Source organism: Methylocystis sp. (assembly GCF_051062815.1).
Taxonomy (GTDB): Bacteria; Pseudomonadota; Alphaproteobacteria; order Rhizobiales; family Beijerinckiaceae; genus Methylocystis.
This window is the reverse complement of record NZ_JBPFDU010000015.1, coordinates 1-16,766: the sequence shown is the minus strand read 5'-3', so window position 1 is coordinate 16,766 and position 16,766 is coordinate 1. Positions and strand designations below refer to the sequence as shown.

Annotated in this window: 20 protein-coding genes and 1 tRNA gene; 9 read left to right on the top strand and 12 right to left on the bottom strand. The window is 64.3% G+C overall.

Annotated elements, in window-relative coordinates:
- Window positions 1-13 precede the first annotated feature (13 nt).
- A complete protein-coding gene (locus ACR65W_RS01695; protein ID WP_424374424.1) occupies window positions 14-283 on the bottom strand; it encodes a DUF4242 domain-containing protein in 270 nt (89 codons plus the stop codon).
- 63 nt (window positions 284-346) lie between these two features.
- Window positions 347-940: a TetR family transcriptional regulator C-terminal domain-containing protein gene (locus ACR65W_RS01690; RefSeq protein WP_434501086.1), complete on the bottom strand. Its 594-nt coding sequence runs from the start codon at window positions 938-940 to the stop codon at window positions 347-349.
- A gap of 461 nt (window positions 941-1,401) precedes the next feature.
- Here ACR65W_RS01690 and ctrA point away from each other — a divergent pair, with 461 nt between their 5' ends.
- A complete protein-coding gene (gene ctrA / locus ACR65W_RS01685) occupies window positions 1,402-2,103 on the top strand; it encodes a response regulator transcription factor CtrA (protein WP_018407261.1) in 702 nt (233 codons plus the stop codon).
- Window positions 2,104-2,267: 164 nt separating this feature from the next.
- Complete coding sequence (locus ACR65W_RS01680) at window positions 2,268-2,837, top strand: DUF4142 domain-containing protein (RefSeq protein WP_434501088.1); 570 nt, start codon at window positions 2,268-2,270, stop codon at window positions 2,835-2,837.
- 79 nt (window positions 2,838-2,916) lie between these two features.
- On the opposite strand, the gene chpT is transcribed toward ACR65W_RS01680, so the two are convergent.
- On the bottom strand, window positions 2,917-3,603 hold the full coding sequence (chpT, locus tag ACR65W_RS01675; protein WP_175095703.1) for a histidine phosphotransferase ChpT: 687 nt from the start codon (window positions 3,601-3,603) through the stop codon (window positions 2,917-2,919).
- Window positions 3,604-3,791: 188 nt separating this feature from the next.
- On the opposite strand from chpT, the gene cysQ reads away from it, so the two are divergent.
- Complete coding sequence (cysQ, locus tag ACR65W_RS01670; RefSeq protein WP_434501089.1) at window positions 3,792-4,649, top strand: 3'(2'),5'-bisphosphate nucleotidase CysQ; 858 nt, start codon at window positions 3,792-3,794, stop codon at window positions 4,647-4,649.
- 126 nt (window positions 4,650-4,775) lie between these two features.
- Window positions 4,776-5,372: a DUF1134 domain-containing protein gene (locus ACR65W_RS01665; protein WP_434501090.1), complete on the top strand. Its 597-nt coding sequence runs from the start codon at window positions 4,776-4,778 to the stop codon at window positions 5,370-5,372.
- Window positions 5,373-5,440: 68 nt separating this feature from the next.
- On the opposite strand, the gene ACR65W_RS01660 is transcribed toward ACR65W_RS01665, so the two are convergent.
- Window positions 5,441-6,019 carry a hypothetical protein gene (locus ACR65W_RS01660; RefSeq protein WP_434501091.1) on the bottom strand — a complete coding sequence of 193 codons (579 nt, stop codon included), beginning with the start codon at window positions 6,017-6,019 and terminating at the stop codon, window positions 5,441-5,443.
- Window positions 6,020-6,161: 142 nt separating this feature from the next.
- On the opposite strand from ACR65W_RS01660, the gene ACR65W_RS01655 reads away from it, so the two are divergent.
- The 3 genes from ACR65W_RS01655 (at window position 6,162) to ACR65W_RS01645 (ending at window position 8,035) form a co-directional block, all read left to right on the top strand.
- Window positions 6,162-7,205, top strand: a complete 1,044-nt coding sequence (locus tag ACR65W_RS01655) for a hypothetical protein (RefSeq protein ID WP_434501093.1) — start codon at window positions 6,162-6,164, stop codon at window positions 7,203-7,205.
- Between the two features lie 129 nt (window positions 7,206-7,334).
- Entirely contained in the window at window positions 7,335-7,616 is a 282-nt protein-coding gene (locus ACR65W_RS01650; RefSeq protein ID WP_434501094.1) for a YciI family protein, read from the top strand.
- Window positions 7,616-8,035, top strand: a complete 420-nt coding sequence (locus ACR65W_RS01645; RefSeq protein ID WP_434501095.1) for an EVE domain-containing protein — start codon at window positions 7,616-7,618, stop codon at window positions 8,033-8,035. Before ACR65W_RS01650 ends, ACR65W_RS01645 begins: the two co-directional genes overlap by 1 nt.
- On the opposite strand, the gene ACR65W_RS01640 is transcribed toward ACR65W_RS01645, so the two are convergent.
- A complete protein-coding gene (locus ACR65W_RS01640) occupies window positions 8,036-9,748 on the bottom strand; it encodes a tetratricopeptide repeat protein (RefSeq protein ID WP_434501106.1) in 1,713 nt (570 codons plus the stop codon).
- Window positions 9,749-9,993: 245 nt separating this feature from the next.
- The gene (gene sucC, locus ACR65W_RS01635; RefSeq protein WP_434501096.1) at window positions 9,994-11,190 is read right to left on the bottom strand and encodes an ADP-forming succinate--CoA ligase subunit beta; all 1,197 of its coding nucleotides are present in this window, start codon (window positions 11,188-11,190) and stop codon (window positions 9,994-9,996) included.
- A gap of 332 nt (window positions 11,191-11,522) precedes the next feature.
- Between sucC and ACR65W_RS01630 the strand changes: the two genes are divergently transcribed.
- Window positions 11,523-12,143, top strand: coding sequence for a methyltransferase domain-containing protein (locus ACR65W_RS01630; protein WP_434501097.1), 621 nt, complete (start codon window positions 11,523-11,525; stop codon window positions 12,141-12,143).
- A gap of 71 nt (window positions 12,144-12,214) precedes the next feature.
- Here ACR65W_RS01630 and ACR65W_RS01625 read toward each other — a convergent pair.
- From ACR65W_RS01625 to ftsY, 6 genes are all read right to left on the bottom strand, one after another.
- A tRNA-Glu gene (locus ACR65W_RS01625) sits at window positions 12,215-12,290 on the bottom strand.
- A 62-nt stretch (window positions 12,291-12,352) separates the two neighbouring features.
- Complete coding sequence (locus ACR65W_RS01620) at window positions 12,353-12,916, bottom strand: bactofilin family protein (RefSeq protein ID WP_434501099.1); 564 nt, start codon at window positions 12,914-12,916, stop codon at window positions 12,353-12,355.
- A gap of 95 nt (window positions 12,917-13,011) precedes the next feature.
- Complete coding sequence (locus ACR65W_RS01615; RefSeq protein WP_434501100.1) at window positions 13,012-13,965, bottom strand: tyrosine recombinase; 954 nt, start codon at window positions 13,963-13,965, stop codon at window positions 13,012-13,014.
- Between the two features lie 50 nt (window positions 13,966-14,015).
- A complete protein-coding gene (locus tag ACR65W_RS01610; protein ID WP_434501101.1) occupies window positions 14,016-14,159 on the bottom strand; it encodes an oxidoreductase in 144 nt (47 codons plus the stop codon).
- A gap of 221 nt (window positions 14,160-14,380) precedes the next feature.
- Window positions 14,381-14,983, bottom strand: coding sequence for a septation protein A (locus tag ACR65W_RS01605; protein WP_434501102.1), 603 nt, complete (start codon window positions 14,981-14,983; stop codon window positions 14,381-14,383).
- Window positions 14,984-14,988: 5 nt separating this feature from the next.
- Window positions 14,989-16,074: a signal recognition particle-docking protein FtsY gene (gene ftsY, locus ACR65W_RS01600; protein ID WP_434501103.1), complete on the bottom strand. Its 1,086-nt coding sequence runs from the start codon at window positions 16,072-16,074 to the stop codon at window positions 14,989-14,991.
- A gap of 175 nt (window positions 16,075-16,249) precedes the next feature.
- Here ftsY and ACR65W_RS01595 point away from each other — a divergent pair, with 175 nt between their 5' ends.
- Entirely contained in the window at window positions 16,250-16,498 is a 249-nt protein-coding gene (locus tag ACR65W_RS01595) for a hypothetical protein (RefSeq protein WP_434501105.1), read from the top strand.
- Window positions 16,499-16,766: the final 268 nt, after the last annotated feature.

Genomic DNA, 16,766 nt, shown 5'->3' with positions numbered 1-16,766 from the left:
TCTCCCTTATTGGTCAGGCCGTCGCAGGGTCTATGATCGCCCTGATTTCGCTGATCCGGTTGGCCGGAAAGCCTCCTTGCTCCGCATGTTCTTTGATCGCCGCCGCGTTCTCGGCGATGTAGACGCAGTAGACCTTGTCGTCGGTGACATAGCTTTCGACCCATTGCGTCTGCGGGCCGAGCGCGCGCAGGACGGCGCAGGAGCGCTGCGAAATCGCCTGGAGATCCGCCTGCGTCATCTTCCCGGCGCCGGGGATCTCCCGTTCGATGATGAATTTCGGCATCGTCTTTTCCCTACTTAGAGCCCAAACTGATATGACCGGTCGTCTCACTCGGGCGCAAATCGATCACGCCTTGAAGTAGCCGTTGAGCAGCATGTCGCAGAACTGCGTCAGCGGACGCACCGAGCGCTCGATCTTCATGCGCAGCAGCGCGCCCTGCCAGAAATTGACGAGAAGGTCGGCCATTTCCTTCGCGTCCATGTCCGTGCGGAAACCGCCTTCCCGCTGAGCGCGGGCGATTCCCTCGCGCAGCTTGTCGCGATAGCGGTGCACGGCCTCGCGCAGCGACGTCTGGCAGCGATCGCTCGTGTCGCCGATCTCGCCGATAAGATTGCCAAGCAGGCACCCGCCCCGGAAATCCAAGCGCTCCGTCTCTTCGATCAGCTCATCGAAGTAGGCGCGCAGCGCCGCCGCGGCGCCAAGATCCTTGCGCTGAAGCTGCGCGTCGAGCCGTTTGATGAACGGATCGATGTAATGTTTGACGACCTCGGCGCTGAAGGCTTCCTTGCTTTCGAAATAATTATAGAAGGAGCCTTTCGGCACGCCGACGCTCTTGACCAGCTCCTGCAGCCCGGTGCCGTGATAGCCCTGCTCCATCAGGAGCGCGACTCCCCGATCCAGAAGCTTCTCTCTCAGCTCTTTGACGTCGCGTCGGCTCATGACGTCATAATACGACCAGTCGTCTCAGTTTGGCAAGCGGCGCTCATCGCAAGCCTATCGTCGCCCCCGCCTCATTGGCGCCGCGGATGGGACCAAATCACGACGCAGATGCGGCGAGGATCGCGCGCGCGATGCTTCGCGGGGGCGTCCGCGCATTTCGTTACGCGCCGCGTATTTTGTCTTTGCCCCCCGGACTCGCCGCGGCGTATAGATTGGAAATGACGCGTGATTCGCGTCGCTGTCCGTGTCCTTCCAGACGTAGCGTGACGCGTCCGCCTTGCTTACCGCCCAAGATTAAGATTTAGGGCCGCGTTTGAGGCGTAAGTGAAGGTTTATTAACCAATTCCGCTTACCTTCGCTGGAAGGTCGGTCGGGTCGCTGGGGCGAGGACACTCGCCGGCCGCCGGCGCGCGTCCTTCGCGCGGTCGGTCGCGGACGATGGAGCTCGGTGGGGAACCAACATGCGCGTTTTATTGATCGAAGACGACAGCGCGACGGCTCAAAGTATTGAGCTCATGCTCAAATCCGAGAACTTCAACGTCTATACGACCGATCTCGGCGAAGAGGGCATCGACCTCGGCAAGCTCTATGATTACGACATTATTCTTCTCGACCTCAACCTGCCCGACATGTCCGGCTATGAGGTGCTGCGCACGCTGCGCGTCGCCAAGGTGAAGACCCCGATCCTCATTCTCTCCGGACTCGCCGGCATCGAAGATAAGGTGAAGGGCCTAGGCTTCGGCGCCGACGATTATCTGACGAAACCTTTTCATAAGGACGAACTCGTCGCGCGCATTCACGCCATCGTCCGCCGCTCGAAGGGCCACGCTCAATCAATCATCATCACCGGCGACCTCATCGTCAATCTCGACCAGAAGACGGTGGAAGTCAGCGGCGCCCGCGTGCATCTGACCGGCAAGGAATATCAGATGCTGGAGTTGCTCTCGCTGCGCAAGGGCACGACGCTGACCAAGGAGATGTTCCTCAATCATCTTTATGGCGGGATGGACGAGCCCGAATTGAAGATCATCGACGTGTTCATTTGCAAATTGCGCAAGAAGCTCGCCAACGCCAGCGAAGGCCGCAACTACATCGAGACCGTTTGGGGCCGCGGCTATGTGCTGCGCGAGCCAAGCGAAGCGGAAGAACGCATCACCGCCTGATACGGCGCGATCGCCAACGTTGAAGCAAAAGCGCGTTCACGAGCGCAATGCAAAACGCCGCGTCCGAGGATGCGGCGTTTTCTTTTTGTTACCTGAAGCATCTCGCGGAACAGGCGTGTGCGCGATCGGTTTACGGTGCGGGGGCGAACGTCGAGGAGACGAAGATGAGGAAACCCCTGCTGGCCGGCGCCATGGCGCTTGCGCTTATGGCGCCCAGTTACACGCTTGCCGCGACTTGGCCGAAATCGGGCTCAACAGCCACTACGACCCGAACAGTTCGACCGGACGCCACGACTCAGAACTTCCTGGATAAGGCCTGGAACATCAACAATTTTGAAATCCAGGCCGGACGCGAAGCTCAGAACAAGGCGAACACTCAGGAGTTTCTCGACTATGCCCGTAGGATCGTGAGAGATCATACGAACATGGACGACGAACTGAGGCCGATCGTCCAGCGAGACCGGCTTAACGCTCCGAACGCGCTCGATAAGGAACACCAGAATCTTCTGCAGCAATTGTCCTCGACGACTGGCGCGCGCTTTGAAGAGCGCTTCCGGACACAGCAAATCGACGGACACGAGAAGGCGGTGAAGCTTTTCGAGAGCTACGCCAAGACCGGCCAGAACCCTGAGCTAAAGCGATGGGCGCAGAGCGCCATACCGACGCTGGAGAACCATCTGCGCGACGCCAAGGCGCTGCCGCGCGCGACTCAGCGAAGCACCCGCGCCGATTAGTCGTCTGCGCTTTACGGATACGCTTCGTCGAAAACTGGCAGGATCCGCGCGGGTCTCGCGCGGGTCCGCAGCTCCGGCTTCAGGCGACGGCGCTCTCTGTCGACGCATCCATCCCCGCCGCCGCTTGGACAGGGACCGCGTCAATCGTCACAAGTTCCGGCTCGCTGGAAACCACGACCTGCATGCCGCAGGAATTGGCCACGAGACCGGCGTAATAGGCCTGAATGGCGCGTGCGTCGATCGCGCCCTCTTCCGATTCGCCTTCGAGCAGGCGCGGAACGTTCGACGCGACGCGCGCATTGACGCCTTTCGCCTCGATCCTGAACGTCACCCGATCGTCTTCGCCCGTTGAGCTAACGGCGATCACGCCGCCACGCGGAATCGCCGCGTCGGCCAAGACGCAGAGGTTGAGCAGCAGCTTGACCTTGTTCTTGGACATCAGCACGCGCGGAACGCTCCAAAAGAGCTGCGTGCGCTCGTCGGCGATCAGCTGGCGCGTCACCAGCTCGGCGTCGCCCGTGTCGATCGACGCGCCTTTCGAACCCGCGGCGCCGAAGGCGAGCCGGCAAAACTGCAGCCGCGCCGACGCCTCATTGGCGCTGGATTTGATCAGCGCCAGCGCATGGCCGCGCATCTCGGCGTCCTTCTCTTCCTCGAGCACTTCAAGACCATTGACGATGGCGCCCACCGGCGAAATGACGTCGTGACAGACCCGCGAGGACAGGAGCGCGGCAAGATCGAGAGGGTCGAGCGAGAATTTGGTCATGATGCCATCCAAAGCGGGTGAAGGCGGCGACGTCTGAAGGAAGCTTGGTTCGATCTTCCTGTATGATGCGCGGCGGACTGACGCGGCGCGCGAATCACTGCGTTCAGGCTAAAACGAAACTAGCGGTCGCCGCGCGGATTGCAAATGACACGCACCTGAATCGTAAACAAACATTGAGGAATCGAACGATGGCGGCGGAGAAAATTTTTCAGTCGGCGGGCGCGCTCGACGACATCGAAAACCTCGCCCGCCTGTTCGCGAACATCGCAGTTGCGGCGGGCGCCCTGGCGATGGAGACGCTGGCCAATCCGAAGATCGAGTCGCGCCTCAAGGGCGATACGTCGCCGGTGACCGAGGCGGACGAGCGCATTGAGGCCTATCTGCTCCGCGAACTGGAAACGGCGCTGCCCGGCGTGCCCTTTTTGGCCGAGGAGAGCGTCTCGCGCGGCAAGACGCTCGGCGCCGGCGACGCCTTTTTGTTGATTGATCCGATTGACGGCACGCGCGAGTTTCTCGCCCGCAGCTCCGAGTTCACCATCAATGTGGCGCTCGCCGAGAAGAACGCGACGCGCGTCGGCGCGGTTTACGCGCCGGCGCAAGGTCGCGTCTGGTTCGCCGGCGCGCACGGTTATGAGGCGCGGGCGGTCCCTGGCGGATCGCTGCCGCCATCGCAGGACTGGCGTCCGCTGCGCGCGCGGCCGCGTCCCGCCGAAGGACTGGTCGCGTTGATTTCGAAGTCTCACCTCGATGAGGCGACGAAGGCGTTTCTCTCGCGACAGCGCATCGCGCGCAGCGCGCCCGTCGGCTCCTCGCTTAAATTCTGCCTGCTCGCCAACGGCGAGGCGGACGTCTATCCGCGTTTCGGACCGACGATGGAATGGGACACCGCCGCGGGCGACGCCGTGCTGCGCGCGGCCGGCGGCGTCACGCTCGATCCGGACGGCGCGCCGCTGCGCTACGGCAAGAAGGCCGACGACTATCGCAATGGTCCGTTCATCGCCTGGGCCGACGCGGCCGCGCTCGAAGCCGCCGCAACGCTTCCTTAACTACGGCGCGCGACTTTAGCGGGCGCAAACCCGCCTGTCGCCTTTGCGACGCAACTGCGCCGCGGGTCGGCCATCGTTGACGCCGACGCATGGCGCTTGAACACGTTCGTCCTGGAGTTCGTCGTCATGAGCAAACCTTCGTTCAACGCCGCCTCGCGCCGCGACCTGTTTCGCCTCGCCGCCGCCTCGGCCTGCGCGTGGGCGGCTCCTGCTTCTTTCGCGCGCGCGGCGCAGCGGCCTGAAACCTATTCCAGCGGTGAGATCGTCGAGAACGGCCACCGCTTTTTCGGCTCCATTTCCCGCGGCCTCGCCGAAGGCGTCGAGCGCGCGTCGCAGCAGTGGGGCAGTCCGAACGCCTACATCCTTGGCCAGGAGGCAGGCGGCGCGTTCGTCGGCGGGCTCCGCTATGGCGAGGGCACAATGTATACGCGCAACGCCGGTCATCAGCGCGTGTTTTGGCAAGGCCCCTCGATCGGCATCGACGCCGGCGCCGACGGCGCCCGGACGATGATGCTCGTCTATAATCTGCCGTCCGTCGATTCCATCTATCGGCGGTTCTCCGGCGCCGCCGGATCAGCCTATCTCGTCGGCGGCCTCGGATTTACCGCGCTCAACAATGACGAGGTCGTCGTCATGCCGGTGCGCTCGGGACTTGGCGCACGCCTGGGCCTTAATCTCGGCTATCTGAAATTCACGCCGGAATCGACCTGGAACCCGTTCTGATCCGATCGGACGCGCCGACGTAACGCCAAAAGCGCCGTTCAGAAGAGCCCCGTTCAGAAGGGCCCCGTTCAAAGGACCGGCTGGCGGCTCGCGCCCGCGCGGGGCGGAGACGGATCGAGCGGCTTCCTGGCGACGAAGCCGCAAATGCCGCAGGCCTCGTCGCCGCGCTGCCGGCGCCAACGGCAATCATGACGAATGCTGCAGTCGTAGGCCGGGCTCGGCTTCACCGGCGCGCCCGCCTCGGCGAGCAGCTGTGCGATGCGGCCGAGCAAGGCGCATCCGCCGCCGCTCCAATGCGCGCAGTCGTTTTCAACGCACGTCGGCGCGAATCGGATGCGCGTAGCCGGCGCGGCCTGCGTTTGCGCGGCGGCGAGAAAGCTTTCATCCGCCGCAAGCGTGGTGGCGAAGACTCTCTCATTGGCGTCTTGCGGGCTCCTTTCGGCCGGGTCGCCGAAAGGAAGCGCGGGCGCGCCGGGACAGCGCATGGCGCTCATCGGCGAGCCCGCCGCAATCGCGGCGCGCCGCGCGCGCGGCCACCGCAAAAAACGCCAGCGGATAACGTCATTTGGCTTCTCCTGCTTGCCGCGAGCAACGCCCGCGGCGGTTGCTTCCGCCGTTCTGCGGTCCGCTGCGGGGAAAGTCGTCATCCAAATGGACGACGCCGCGAGCCGCGGTCGTCGTTGGCGACGCCGAGCCGACGAACCGTACCTCGTGCTTTGCGTTCCGCGTCATTACGTGGCAGAATCCGCAGCGCCGTCCGCCTTGAGACGGATCAAGGATTGCTGCGTCTTGATCGAACAAGCGATGTATTTCGCGCTCGGCTTCCTCGTCGCCGGGCTTTTCGCCTTGATGTTCCTCCCCGCTTTCTGGCGGCGCGCGCTTCGTCTTTCGATGCGACGGCTGCAGATGCTTGCGCCGATGTCGATGGAGGAAGTCGTCGCCGAGCGCGATCTGCTGCGCGCGGAATTCGCCGTGCGCGAGCGGCGGCTCGAACAAGCGATGGAGACGATGCAAACCGCGCGGGCGCACGATCTCGCGACGGTCGGCCGCCATGTCGCGCGGCTCGCCGAACTCGAAACGCAGCTCAATCGCGCCGAAGCCGACAATCGCGACATGAACCTGCGCGTCAATGAGGCGGAGAAGGTTTTGGGCGAGCGCACCGAGCTTTTGAACGCCACGGAGAGAGCGCTGCATGAAATGACCGACCGCGCCGAAGGCCGCGTCGCGCAACTGCGCCTGATTCGGTCGGAGACGTCGGCGCAGGACGAAGGCGCCGGGGCGCAGCTGGACGGTTTCGTCGCCGCCTATGAGTCGCGCGTAGCGGCGCTGCATCAGCACAATGGCGAGATGCAGCGCGAGCTGCAGGTCTTGCGCGACGAGCATGTGCGCGCCGCACAGTCGGGCGCGCGGGCCACGGAGCTTGAAGATCTGCTGACGCGCATTTCGGGCGAACTTGCAGCGACCCGCACGCTGGGAGAGACGCTCGCCGCCGAGCTCGACGCGGCGCGGGCGCAGCTCAAAGCCGCTGAAGAACGCCAAAAGAGCGACGGCGACCAATTGGAAGGGGCGCTGCGCGTGGCGCGCGCCGAAGCGAACGACGCCGCCGGAAAGCTCGAATCGGCGCGCGCCGACAACGCCATGCTGCAGGGCGCCGTCGAGGCGCTGCGCGCGGAGCGGGCCAATCTGCGCCGCGCCGCCAACGGGTCCAAGGGTTTGTCCGTCGTTCCCGTCGCGGCGAGCGACGCCGAAATCGCCGCTTTGCGCGAAGCGATCATCGATTTTGGCGACCGCGTCGTCGCGCAGGAGCTTGAGGCGCCGGCAAAGCGCGCCTAAAGCGCGCCGCGCCCTTCCCGAAGGCCTCGGCCTCGAACATGAAATCGCAATTTCGTCGGCGGCGCTGTTGACCCGCGTCGCGCGCTTTGGAACAAGTTGCGCATTCGTCACGCTTACGCGAGGCCGCTTGTGTTCTTCGTCGCCCTTTGCCTGGATAAGCCCGATCACGTCGAGCTGCGCATGTCGACCCGCGCCGCGCATCTCGCCTTCCTCGACAAGCACGCCGCGCGCGTGAAGCTCGGCGGCCCCTTTCTCGACGGCGAGACGCCGGTCGGCTCCATGCTCGTTCTCGACTGCGAGAACGAGGCCGCCGCCCGCGCGCTGCTCAGCGAAGACCCTTACGCCGCCGCCGGCCTCTTCGCCTCGGTGGAGCTGAAACCCTGGAAACGCGTGGTGGGAGCGCAGCTCTAGTGGCGCATTGGCTGTTGAAAAGCGAGCCGTCGAGCTGGTCCTGGGATCAGCAGGTGAAGGCCGGCGCCAAGGGCACGTTCTGGAACGGCGTGCGCAACCATTCGGCCAAACTCAATCTGATGGCGATGAAGAAGGGCGAGAAAGGCTTCTTCTATCATTCGAACGAGGACAAGGCAGTCGTCGGCATCGTCGAGATCATCAAGACCTATTATCCCGATCACACCGACGAGAGCGGCAAATTCGGCATGGTCGATGTGAAGGCCGTGAAGGCGCTGAAAAAGCCGGTGACGCTGGCCGAGGTCAAAGCCGAGCCGCGCCTCAAGGACATGGTCCTCGTCAACAATTCGCGCCTCTCCGTGCAGCCGGTGAGCGACGAAGAATGGCGCGTCGTGCTGGAGATGGCGGGCGAGAAGGGGTAATCACCCGCCGTTCCGCGCCGCCTTGTCATGGGCGAGCGTCGGCGCGTCCGACATGCCGTGGTTGATCTTGTCGAGAATCTTCGGCAGTTCGTCGGGCTCGGGATTGAGGTCGCGCGCATGGTTCCACTGGAAATGCGCTTCGAGCTTGCGGCCGACGCGCCAATAGGCGTCGCCAAGATGGTCGTTGATCACCGGGTCTGACGGCTTCAGGTCGATCGCCTTCTCCAATTCGCGCACGGCGTCGTCATAGCGCCCCAGGCGGTAATAGGCCCAGCCGAGACTGTCGACGACATAGCCGTCGCGCTGCCGCAGATCGACGGCGCGGCGCAGCATCTTGAAGGCTTCGTCGAGATTGGAGCCCTTGTCGACCCAAGAATAGCCGAGATAGTTCAAAACCAGCGGCTGGTCGGGATTGAGATCCAGCGCCTTCTTGAGATCGGCTTCCGCGGCCGGCCAATCCTTGCGCCGTTCATTGGCGATGCCGCGATAATAGTAGAGCAGCCACAGACTCTTGTCCGCCTTGGACCGCAAATCGAGCACGCGCGTATAGGTCACGGCGGCGTCGGCGAAAGCCTTGCGCGAGCGCTGAAGATTGCCGAGCGCCGTCAAAGCCTCCTGATTCTTGGGGTTGGCGGCGACGATCGCGGACAGATTTTCGCTCGCCTCTTTGGTTTTGCCGAGCGTCTCCAGCAGAAGCGCCGCCTGCACGTCGGCGTTGACGCGCAGCGGACTGTCCTTCGGCACGCTTTGATAAAGATCGATGGCGGCCTCTTCCTGCTTCATGCGCTCATAAACGTCGCCGAGCGTGACGATGGCGAGAGCGTTCTCCGGCGCAAGATGCAAAGCGAGGCGCAGATAGATCAGCGAGGCGAGATCGTCGCCCTGGCGGCCGCCGACGGCGCCCAGCCCGTACAGCACTTCACCCGCGCCTTCGTCGGCGGTGCGCACGAAGGGCGGCAGCGGCTTGCCCTCCTCAAGCGCGGCGAGGCCGGCGACGACGATCGGGTGATTGGGCGCGACCTCGTCGAAGGCGAGGTAGAGCTGCTTCGCCTCGTCGCGCCGCCCACGCGTCGCGAGAAAGCGCGCATAGGCGTCGACAAGCCGCAGCGTGTTCTTCTCGGCGTTGTAGGCGGACTTGAAGCGCTTTTCAGCCTCCGCCTTGTCGCCGCCGAGATCGGCGATCAGGCCCGCATGATAGTCGCGAAACACCACAAAGGCGTCGTCGGTGAGCGTATCGAGCGTAGAGAGGGCGTGACGCGTGTCCTTGGCGCCGGCGTAACTCCATGCGGAGAGCAGCGTCGAGGTGATGTCGCGGCGACGGTCGCCACCGCCCTTGGCGAGCTCGGCGCGCGCCGCGGCGTATTTGCGGTTCTTGATCTGATCGACGCCGCGGGCGAGATGCGCCAGCCCGTTCGTGCGGTCATGCGCGATGACGCGGCTCGTCAGCGAGAGCGCCTCCGACATATTGCCGTTGGCGAGCGCCGCGACGAAGGCGCGGTCGGCGAGATCAGAGTTTTTGGGATCGTCGCGCAGGGCTTCGCGAAAGAAGGTCGAGGCGGCGAGCGTGTCGCGCTGCGCGCCGGCGACGATCGCGGCGAGATAATTGCCCGACAGGCTGGAGCCGACCGCGAAAGGCCGCGCGACGACGATATTTTCCCGCGCCGCGAGGCTGCTGTCGCAGGAGAGCCCGAAGGCGCCCGATCCGGCAAGCAAGACGCACGACAGGCGCGCCAGAGCGCGTCTCGCGCGGCTGGCCGGAGACGCAAACAGAAGAGCTGATTTGGGCACAGGCGCTTCCCTAAAAGGCGACGATCGCGCGCAAAGGCCGCCCCCACGGGGAACAGCGGCCTAAAAGTCCAAGGTCGCGCCTAAAGATGGCCCTTTTGGGCCAATGACGCAAGGCGGAAGAAATCCCGGCAGGGCTTCTCCCCTTCGAGGGGAGAAGCCCAAAGGAAAGCTTACGCCTGCCTGATCGCGGCGACGATCTTTTGCGCCGCGTCGTCGAGATCGTCGGCGGGTATGACGTTCAGCCCGGACTCGTTGATGATCTTCTTGCCGAGGTCGACATTGGTGCCCTCGAGCCGCACGACCAGCGGCACTTTGAGGCCCACTTCCTTCACGGCCGCGATCACGCCTTCGGCGATGGTGTCGCAGCGCATGATGCCGCCGAAGATGTTGACCAGAATGCCCTTCACGTTCGGATCGGCGGTGATGATCTTGAACGCGGCCGTCACCTTCTCGGTCGTGGCGCCGCCGCCGACGTCGAGGAAGTTGGCCGGAAACTCGCCGTAGAGCTTGATGATGTCCATCGTCGCCATGGCGAGGCCGGCGCCATTGACCATGCAGCCGATGTTGCCGGGGAGCGAGATATAGGCGAGGTCGTATTTCGACGCCTCGATCTCCTTCTCGTCCTCCTCGCTCTTGTCGCGCAGCTCGACCATGTCGGGATGGCGATAGAGCGCATTGTTTTCGAAGCTGACCTTGGCGTCGAGGCAGCGCAGTCTGCCGTCCTTGGTGACGATCAGCGGATTGATCTCCAGAAGCTCCATGTCCTTGGCCACAAACGCGGCGTAGAGCTTCTCCGTCAGTGCGCCCGCCTGTTTGGCGAGATCGCCGGTGAGGCCGAGCGCCGCGGCGACCTGGCGGCCGTGATGCGGCATCAGCCCCGTCGCCGGATCGACCGAGAAGGTCACGATCTTTTCGGGCGTGTCATGCGCCACCTTTTCGATGTCCATGCCGCCTTCGGTGGAGACCACATAGGCGATGCGCGAGGTCGCGCGGTCGATCAGCATCGAGAGATAGAATTCCTTGTCGATGTCGGCGCCGTCTTCGATGTAGAGGCGGTTGACCTGCTTGCCGGCCTCGCCGGTCTGCTGCGTCACCAGCGTCGCGCCCAGCATCTCTTTGGCGAAGGCCTCGGCCTCGTCGATGGATTTGGCGATGCGCACGCCGCCCTTGTCGCCCGCGCTCGCTTCCTTGAACTTGCCCTTGCCGCGCCCGCCGGCGTGGATCTGCGCCTTCACCACATAGACCGGGCCGGGAAGCTTTTCGGCCGCCGTGCGGGCGTCCTCGGCCCGCAGCACGGCGACGCCGGCGGCGACAGGCGCGCCGAAGTCGCGCAGAACGGCCTTGGCCTGATATTCGTGGATGTTCATGGGCTATGTCTCCCTGGCGCAATGGCGCGCCGGCGCGATCGGAAAATCGCGCTCAATGGGCATAGGCGGAGCCGTTTCGTCAAGGCGGCGGGCGGTCGCGGGAGCGCGCATTCCGACACCGCGCCGCTGGAACAATTCTTAGCCCGCTGGGTTCAATCGGCACGGAGCTCCCCTCTCCCCCCTCGACTTGGCGCTCGGTCAAACTGGCCGGGCGCTTTTTCTTGAGCCGAGGCGTTTGGGACTGGCGTGATGCGCTTGCTTGGGATCGCGCCATGTGATCGAGTGCTGAAGGCTCAGCCCCCTTTGCGCTTCCCGCCCCCTTTGCACTCCCGATGACCAGCCTGAAAAGCCCTTTTGGCGAACGGACCCAAAAATATTGGGATCGTCGTCACGAGCTGTTTTCGAAATGGGATGAGGGCGTCGAAACCGATGAGGTGGGCCTCTTTTCGGTGAAGCCGGAGCGCTTTGCGCTGGAGATCGGCAATCTCCTGAGCGGTCACGCCGTATTGGATGCCTTTTGCGGCATCGGCGGCTCGGCGATCGGCTTCGCCAGATGCGGCAAGCGCGTCATCGCCGTCGACGTCGATCGCGACAGGCTGTCCATGGCGAAGCGTAATGCTGCGATCTACGGCGTCTCAGAGCGCATCGAATTCATTCACGCCGACGTCATGGTGGCCTATCCCAAGCTCTCATTCGATGCGCTGAATATTGACCCGCCCTGGGGCGGACCGGAGTATTTCAAGAAGACGCGGTTCGGCTGGCGGGATTTTTTACCGAATCCGCTGCCTCTTATTCGGAAGGCGATCACTTCCGGGATTGCCGTCGCTGTGGGATTGCCAGCGAATTTTTCAGCCGACGAACTGCGCGAGCTGCCGCCTGAAACCGTCGTACGAGAGTCGAGGGACGCCACGCGCGTTCTGTTCCGGACGGCTTATTATCCGCCCGTCGAGTGAGCGCGGCTTGCCGAATCGAAATTTGAGAAACGAGCGACCGCACATACGCGGCTTCGCCAACGCTGATCGGCTGGCGCTCCCTAGGGGACTCGAACCCCTGTTTTCGCCGTGAGAGGGCGACGTCCTAGACCGCTAGACGAAGGGAGCGGGAAGGAGCGTTCTATAGACCGCCGCCGCCCGCCGGGCAAGCTGTCGCGCAAGGATCAGCCTCACCCGCCCGCCGAAGTTTTGCGGCCGAGCAGCGTCCGCGTCGCGACGCGCTTCGCCTCGCCCTCGGCGGCGAGATAGAGGGCGCCCTTGGCGCCTTTGGCGCCGCGCACCGCCTCATTGATGCGATCGATCGAAGAGGGTTTCGGCGGCGCGCCCGCGATCTCGACGCGTTCAGCGGCGGGCTTCGCCGCCAGCGCCGGCTTCGCGGCGCGATAATCCTCGATCGCGGTCAGTTCGCCGGCGATCACGGCGCCCTTCTCCAATTCGATCTCGCCATAGGTGATCTTCCCCTCGACGCGCCCGCTGGCGCGCACGACGAGCAGTTGCTTGATCTCGATATGATCGGAAATCCAGCCGCTGACGTCGGCTTCCGTGGCGCTGACGTGGCCGCGGATGACGCCGCCCTGCCCGACCTGAATGACGCGCGCGGAGACGTCGCCCTCGATCGCGCCGTCGACGATGATGAGATCCGAGGCCGAGATTTCGCCCTTCAGCGTCACGCCGGCGCCGATATAGGCGACATTCTCTTCCTCGGGCCGAAAGTCCATCGCGTTCTTCGCCATCCCACGCTCCTCGGTCGCTCAAATGCGTGGAAAAGCTTACGTTGGGCGCGCCTCAACATTCAACGGAAAAAGCGCCAAAGGCTGCTCAGCGCGGCTCAACCCAACTTTTCCGTCGTCTCCGACAGCGGATGCAGATCGCGCACCATCGCCCGCATGCGCTCGTCGAGCACATGCGTATAGATCTGCGTCGTCGAGATGTCCGCATGGCCGAGCAGTTCCTGCACCACCCGCAGATCGGCGCCGTTCTGCAGCAGATGGCTCGCAAAGGCGTGGCGCAGCGCATGCGGATGCAAGTCGGCGGCAGGCAGGCCGGCGGCGCTCGCAAGCGCCTTGAGATCACGCGCGAAGGCCTGGCGCGTCAGATGACCGCTGTCGCTGTCGGCGGGAAACAGAAAGCTCGAGCCGGCGCGTTCGGGCGCCATCTCCTCAAGCAGCTTGCGGTAGGAAAGAAGCGCGCGGCGCGCCCGATCGGTCAGCGGCGCCAAACGCTCGCGCCCGCCCTTGCCGCGAATGGCGATGAAAGGATCGCGCGAACGCGCGGCGGTTTTTGGCAGCGAGACGAGTTCGGAGACGCGCAGGCCGGTGGCGTAAAGCGTTTCGAGCAGCGCATAGAGGCGCGCCGCCCGCAGCCGCTCGCCAGCAGGCCGCGTTTCGTCATCGAGCCCTTCGCTCGCAACCGTGAGCAGCCGATCGATTTCCCCCGTGGAGAATACGCCGGGCGCGCTGCGCCGCATCCGCGGTCCATCGAGCGCCGAGGCCGGGTCGACGTCGCGATGGCGGTCGACGTAGAGGAATTTGTGGAACTGGCGAATCGCCGAAATGCGCCGCGCCACCGTCGCCGCCGACATGCCGCGCGGCTCCAATGAGGCGAGATAGGCGCGGATGTCGTCCGTCGTCGCGGCGTCGGGATCGCCGCCGCATTCGGCAAGATGCGCGATGTAATCGGAAAGATCGCGCCGATAGGCGTCCTGCGTGTTGCGCGCCGCGCCGCGCTCCGCGGTCAGCATGTCGAGAAAGGCGTCGAGCTGGCGCGCTGCGCCGGCTTTCATGCGCTTAACTCCCCAGCATCATTCCGCACAGGCGTCACGAATGACAGCCTTCACTTGTTCAACCGCTGCGCCGGGATCGTATAGGTCATCTGGCGCGGTTGCGGCGTCACATAAGTGACGAGCGCGACCATGACGCCGTAGACGATCGCGACGATGGCGCCGACGATGATCAGAAAGCGGATGAGACTCGGCAAGGATTCGACTCAGCCCCCATAAACCTGAAGACTCTCTTCGCCCGAACACGCGTCGATTGCAACCCGCGCGCGATGGGCGGCGCGCATGCGCTTGAAATCATCGGCGCAGAGGCGCGGCCGATCATTAAGAGAAGTTCATGTTGGAGCAAGAACGCGCCGGAGCGATTCGCGCGCAAATGCGCGTGCGGCGATGCGATCAAGTTCGAAGACGCGCGCGCAAATCAGAAATGCGTTTCGGGGTCTTCGTCCTCGGGGCGAATTTCGTGGCGCATGATCAGCGGCGCCTGCGACAGCGCGAAGACGAGCGTCAGCGGCAAAATGCCGAAGACCTTGAAATTCACCCAGTCGTCGGTCGTCAAAATACGGCGCAGGACTTCGTTAAGCCCCGCCAGCGCGAAAAAGAACAGGCCCCAGCGTAGGGTGAGCTTGCGCCAGCCGGCGTCGTCAATGTGGATCGCCATGTCGAAGACGATCGGCAGCAGCAATTTGCCGAAATAGAGCGCGCCGATGAGGCCGGCGCCAAACAGCGTGTAAAGGATCGTCACCTTCAGCTTGATGAAGGTTTCGTCGTGCAGGAAATAGGTGAGCGAGCCGAAGACCAGCACCAGCACGGCGGTGACCACCGGCATCGCCGGCAGATGGCGCGTGATCGCCCATGAGACGGCAAGCGTCAGGACGACGCCGGCCATCAGCACGCCGGTCGCGGCGAAAATGCCATATTTGGAGTTGATGACGAAGAACAGCAGCAGCGGTCCGAGTTCCAGCGCCAGCTTCAGCCAGGGATTGAGCTTTCGTTTTGCCGCGATGGCCGTTTCCTGCGTCATCTCTCTTAGCTTTCCGCCTCTGACGTTTCTTCAAGCCCCGCGATCGCCCTTGCGAAGTCGCGCGCCGCGAACGGCTCCAGATCGTCGGCGCTTTCGCCCACCCCGATGAAGTGGATCGGCAGGCCGTAAGTTTCGGCGATTGCGACCAGAATGCCGCCCCGCGCGGTGCCGTCGAGCTTGGTCATCACCAGGCCGGTGACGCCGGCGACCCGCTCGAAAACATCCACCTGCTGCAGCGCGTTCTGTCCGACGGTGGCGTCGAGAACGAGCAGCACCGCATGCGGCGCCTCGGCTTCGGCTTTTTTCATCACGCGGACGATTTTTTCAAGCTCGGCCATCAACTCGGCGCGATTTTGCAGTCGGCCCGCCGTGTCCATGAGCAAAATGTCGGCGCCCTGCTCTTTCGCGCGCCTGATCGCGTCGAAGGCGAGCGCCGCCGCATCGGCGCCTTCCGCGCCCGAAACGACTTCGGCGCCGAGCCGGTCGCCCCAGACCTTGAGCTGCTCGACCGCGGCGGCGCGAAAGGTGTCGCCCGCCGCAAGCACCACCGTCTTGCCCTCGCCGGTCCATCTGGAGGCGAGCTTGGCGATGGTCGTCGTCTTGCCCGAGCCGTTGACGCCGACGACGAGGATGATGAAGGGGGCTTTGCTGTCGTCGACGACGAGCGGCTGCGCGACCGGCGCCAGCACGCGCTCGACTTCGCGCGCCAGGATTTCGCGCACTTCCTCGGGCTCGATATCCCGCTCGTAGCGCGCCTTGCCGACCGCCTCGGTGATCCGCGTCGCGGCGCCGACGCCAAGATCGGCCCGCAGCAGCACGTCTTCGAGCTCCTCGAGCGTCAGCGCGTCGAGCTTGCGCTTGGTGAAAACGTCGGCGACGCCCTGGGTGATCGCCTGCGAGGTGCGCGAGAGGCCGCCGGACAGGCGCGACCACCAGGAGCGCTTTTCGTCCGCCGGCGGCGCTTCCGGCGGCGCTTGGGCCGCCTCTCGGGGCGCCGCTTCGGGCGCCGCCTCAGGCGCGGGCGCGCTCTGGCCGCCGCCAAACAGGCGGGAGAACATGCCGCGCTTTTTGCCTTCGGATTCCTGGTTCATTTACGGGATGGACTACACGAGTTGCGGCCAAAGGGCCAGCGGGCGGAGCCCCCTGCAGCGCGCGTGGCGCCAATGCGCGAGATGCCCGCAAAAATAGCCGCGCTCCCATGCCGCCGGAACATCCCGCGAAGCGCCGGGTTGTTCTCGCGTCTAATGATTCGACGGGAGGCGCGCGATGCAAGCCAGGACGCGACAGCTCTTCGCCGGCGCACTCGGCTTGGCGCTGATCAGCGCCACGGCCGCCTTGGCGCAGTCCCCAGGCTATTCTCCAGGCCAGCCCGGCTGGTATGGAAGGGCCCGGCCGCCCGCCTATGCGGGAGACTGTCGATTCCCCTATCCGCCGGGTTACCGTTACGATCTGAAAGACTGGCGCACCGGCTTCACCGATCGCGATTTTTCCTGTTACAGGCTCGATAGCGACTAAGCGCCCGGCGTGAGCGGGCCGGCGTCCCGGCCCGCTTCCTTCCTCAGGCGATCAGGTAAAGGGCTTCCTCATCCTGAGGAGCGTGCGCAGCACGCGTCTCGAAGGACGAGGACGATTTTCGCGTATCTTTCCTCACCCTCGTCCTTCGAGACGCCGCCTGCGGCGGCTCCTCAGCGACTGTCTTGGCGATCAAGCGTTTTGTGTGCGCCATGGCTTTGCGTCCCTGATGATGGCGTTAAGGATCGTAAGGAGCTTTCTTGCGACGGCG

What these genes read in the sequence shown, in the direction of transcription:
- ACR65W_RS01615 (WP_434501100.1), bottom strand. Translation starts at nt 13,965, where the DNA reads ATGAAAGCCGGCGCAGCGCGCCAGCTCGACGCCTTTCTCGACATGCTG.
- ftsY (WP_434501103.1), bottom strand. Translation starts at nt 16,074, where the DNA reads ATGAACCAGGAATCCGAAGGCAAAAAGCGCGGCATGTTCTCCCGCCTG.
- ctrA (WP_018407261.1), top strand. Translation starts at nt 1,402, where the DNA reads ATGCGCGTTTTATTGATCGAAGACGACAGCGCGACGGCTCAAAGTATT.
- ACR65W_RS01605 (WP_434501102.1), bottom strand. Translation starts at nt 14,983, where the DNA reads ATGACGCAGGAAACGGCCATCGCGGCAAAACGAAAGCTCAATCCCTGG.
- ACR65W_RS01690 (WP_434501086.1), bottom strand. Translation starts at nt 940, where the DNA reads ATGAGCCGACGCGACGTCAAAGAGCTGAGAGAGAAGCTTCTGGATCGG.
- chpT (WP_175095703.1), bottom strand. Translation starts at nt 3,603, where the DNA reads ATGACCAAATTCTCGCTCGACCCTCTCGATCTTGCCGCGCTCCTGTCC.
- sucC (WP_434501096.1), bottom strand. Translation starts at nt 11,190, where the DNA reads ATGAACATCCACGAATATCAGGCCAAGGCCGTTCTGCGCGACTTCGGC.
- ACR65W_RS01595 (WP_434501105.1), top strand. Translation starts at nt 16,250, where the DNA reads ATGCAAGCCAGGACGCGACAGCTCTTCGCCGGCGCACTCGGCTTGGCG.
- ACR65W_RS01660 (WP_434501091.1), bottom strand. Translation starts at nt 6,019, where the DNA reads ATGACGACTTTCCCCGCAGCGGACCGCAGAACGGCGGAAGCAACCGCC.
- ACR65W_RS01680 (WP_434501088.1), top strand. Translation starts at nt 2,268, where the DNA reads ATGAGGAAACCCCTGCTGGCCGGCGCCATGGCGCTTGCGCTTATGGCG.
- ACR65W_RS01665 (WP_434501090.1), top strand. Translation starts at nt 4,776, where the DNA reads ATGAGCAAACCTTCGTTCAACGCCGCCTCGCGCCGCGACCTGTTTCGC.
- ACR65W_RS01695 (WP_424374424.1), bottom strand. Translation starts at nt 283, where the DNA reads ATGCCGAAATTCATCATCGAACGGGAGATCCCCGGCGCCGGGAAGATG.
- ACR65W_RS01630 (WP_434501097.1), top strand. Translation starts at nt 11,523, where the DNA reads ATGACCAGCCTGAAAAGCCCTTTTGGCGAACGGACCCAAAAATATTGG.
- cysQ (WP_434501089.1), top strand. Translation starts at nt 3,792, where the DNA reads ATGGCGGCGGAGAAAATTTTTCAGTCGGCGGGCGCGCTCGACGACATC.
- ACR65W_RS01620 (WP_434501099.1), bottom strand. Translation starts at nt 12,916, where the DNA reads ATGGCGAAGAACGCGATGGACTTTCGGCCCGAGGAAGAGAATGTCGCC.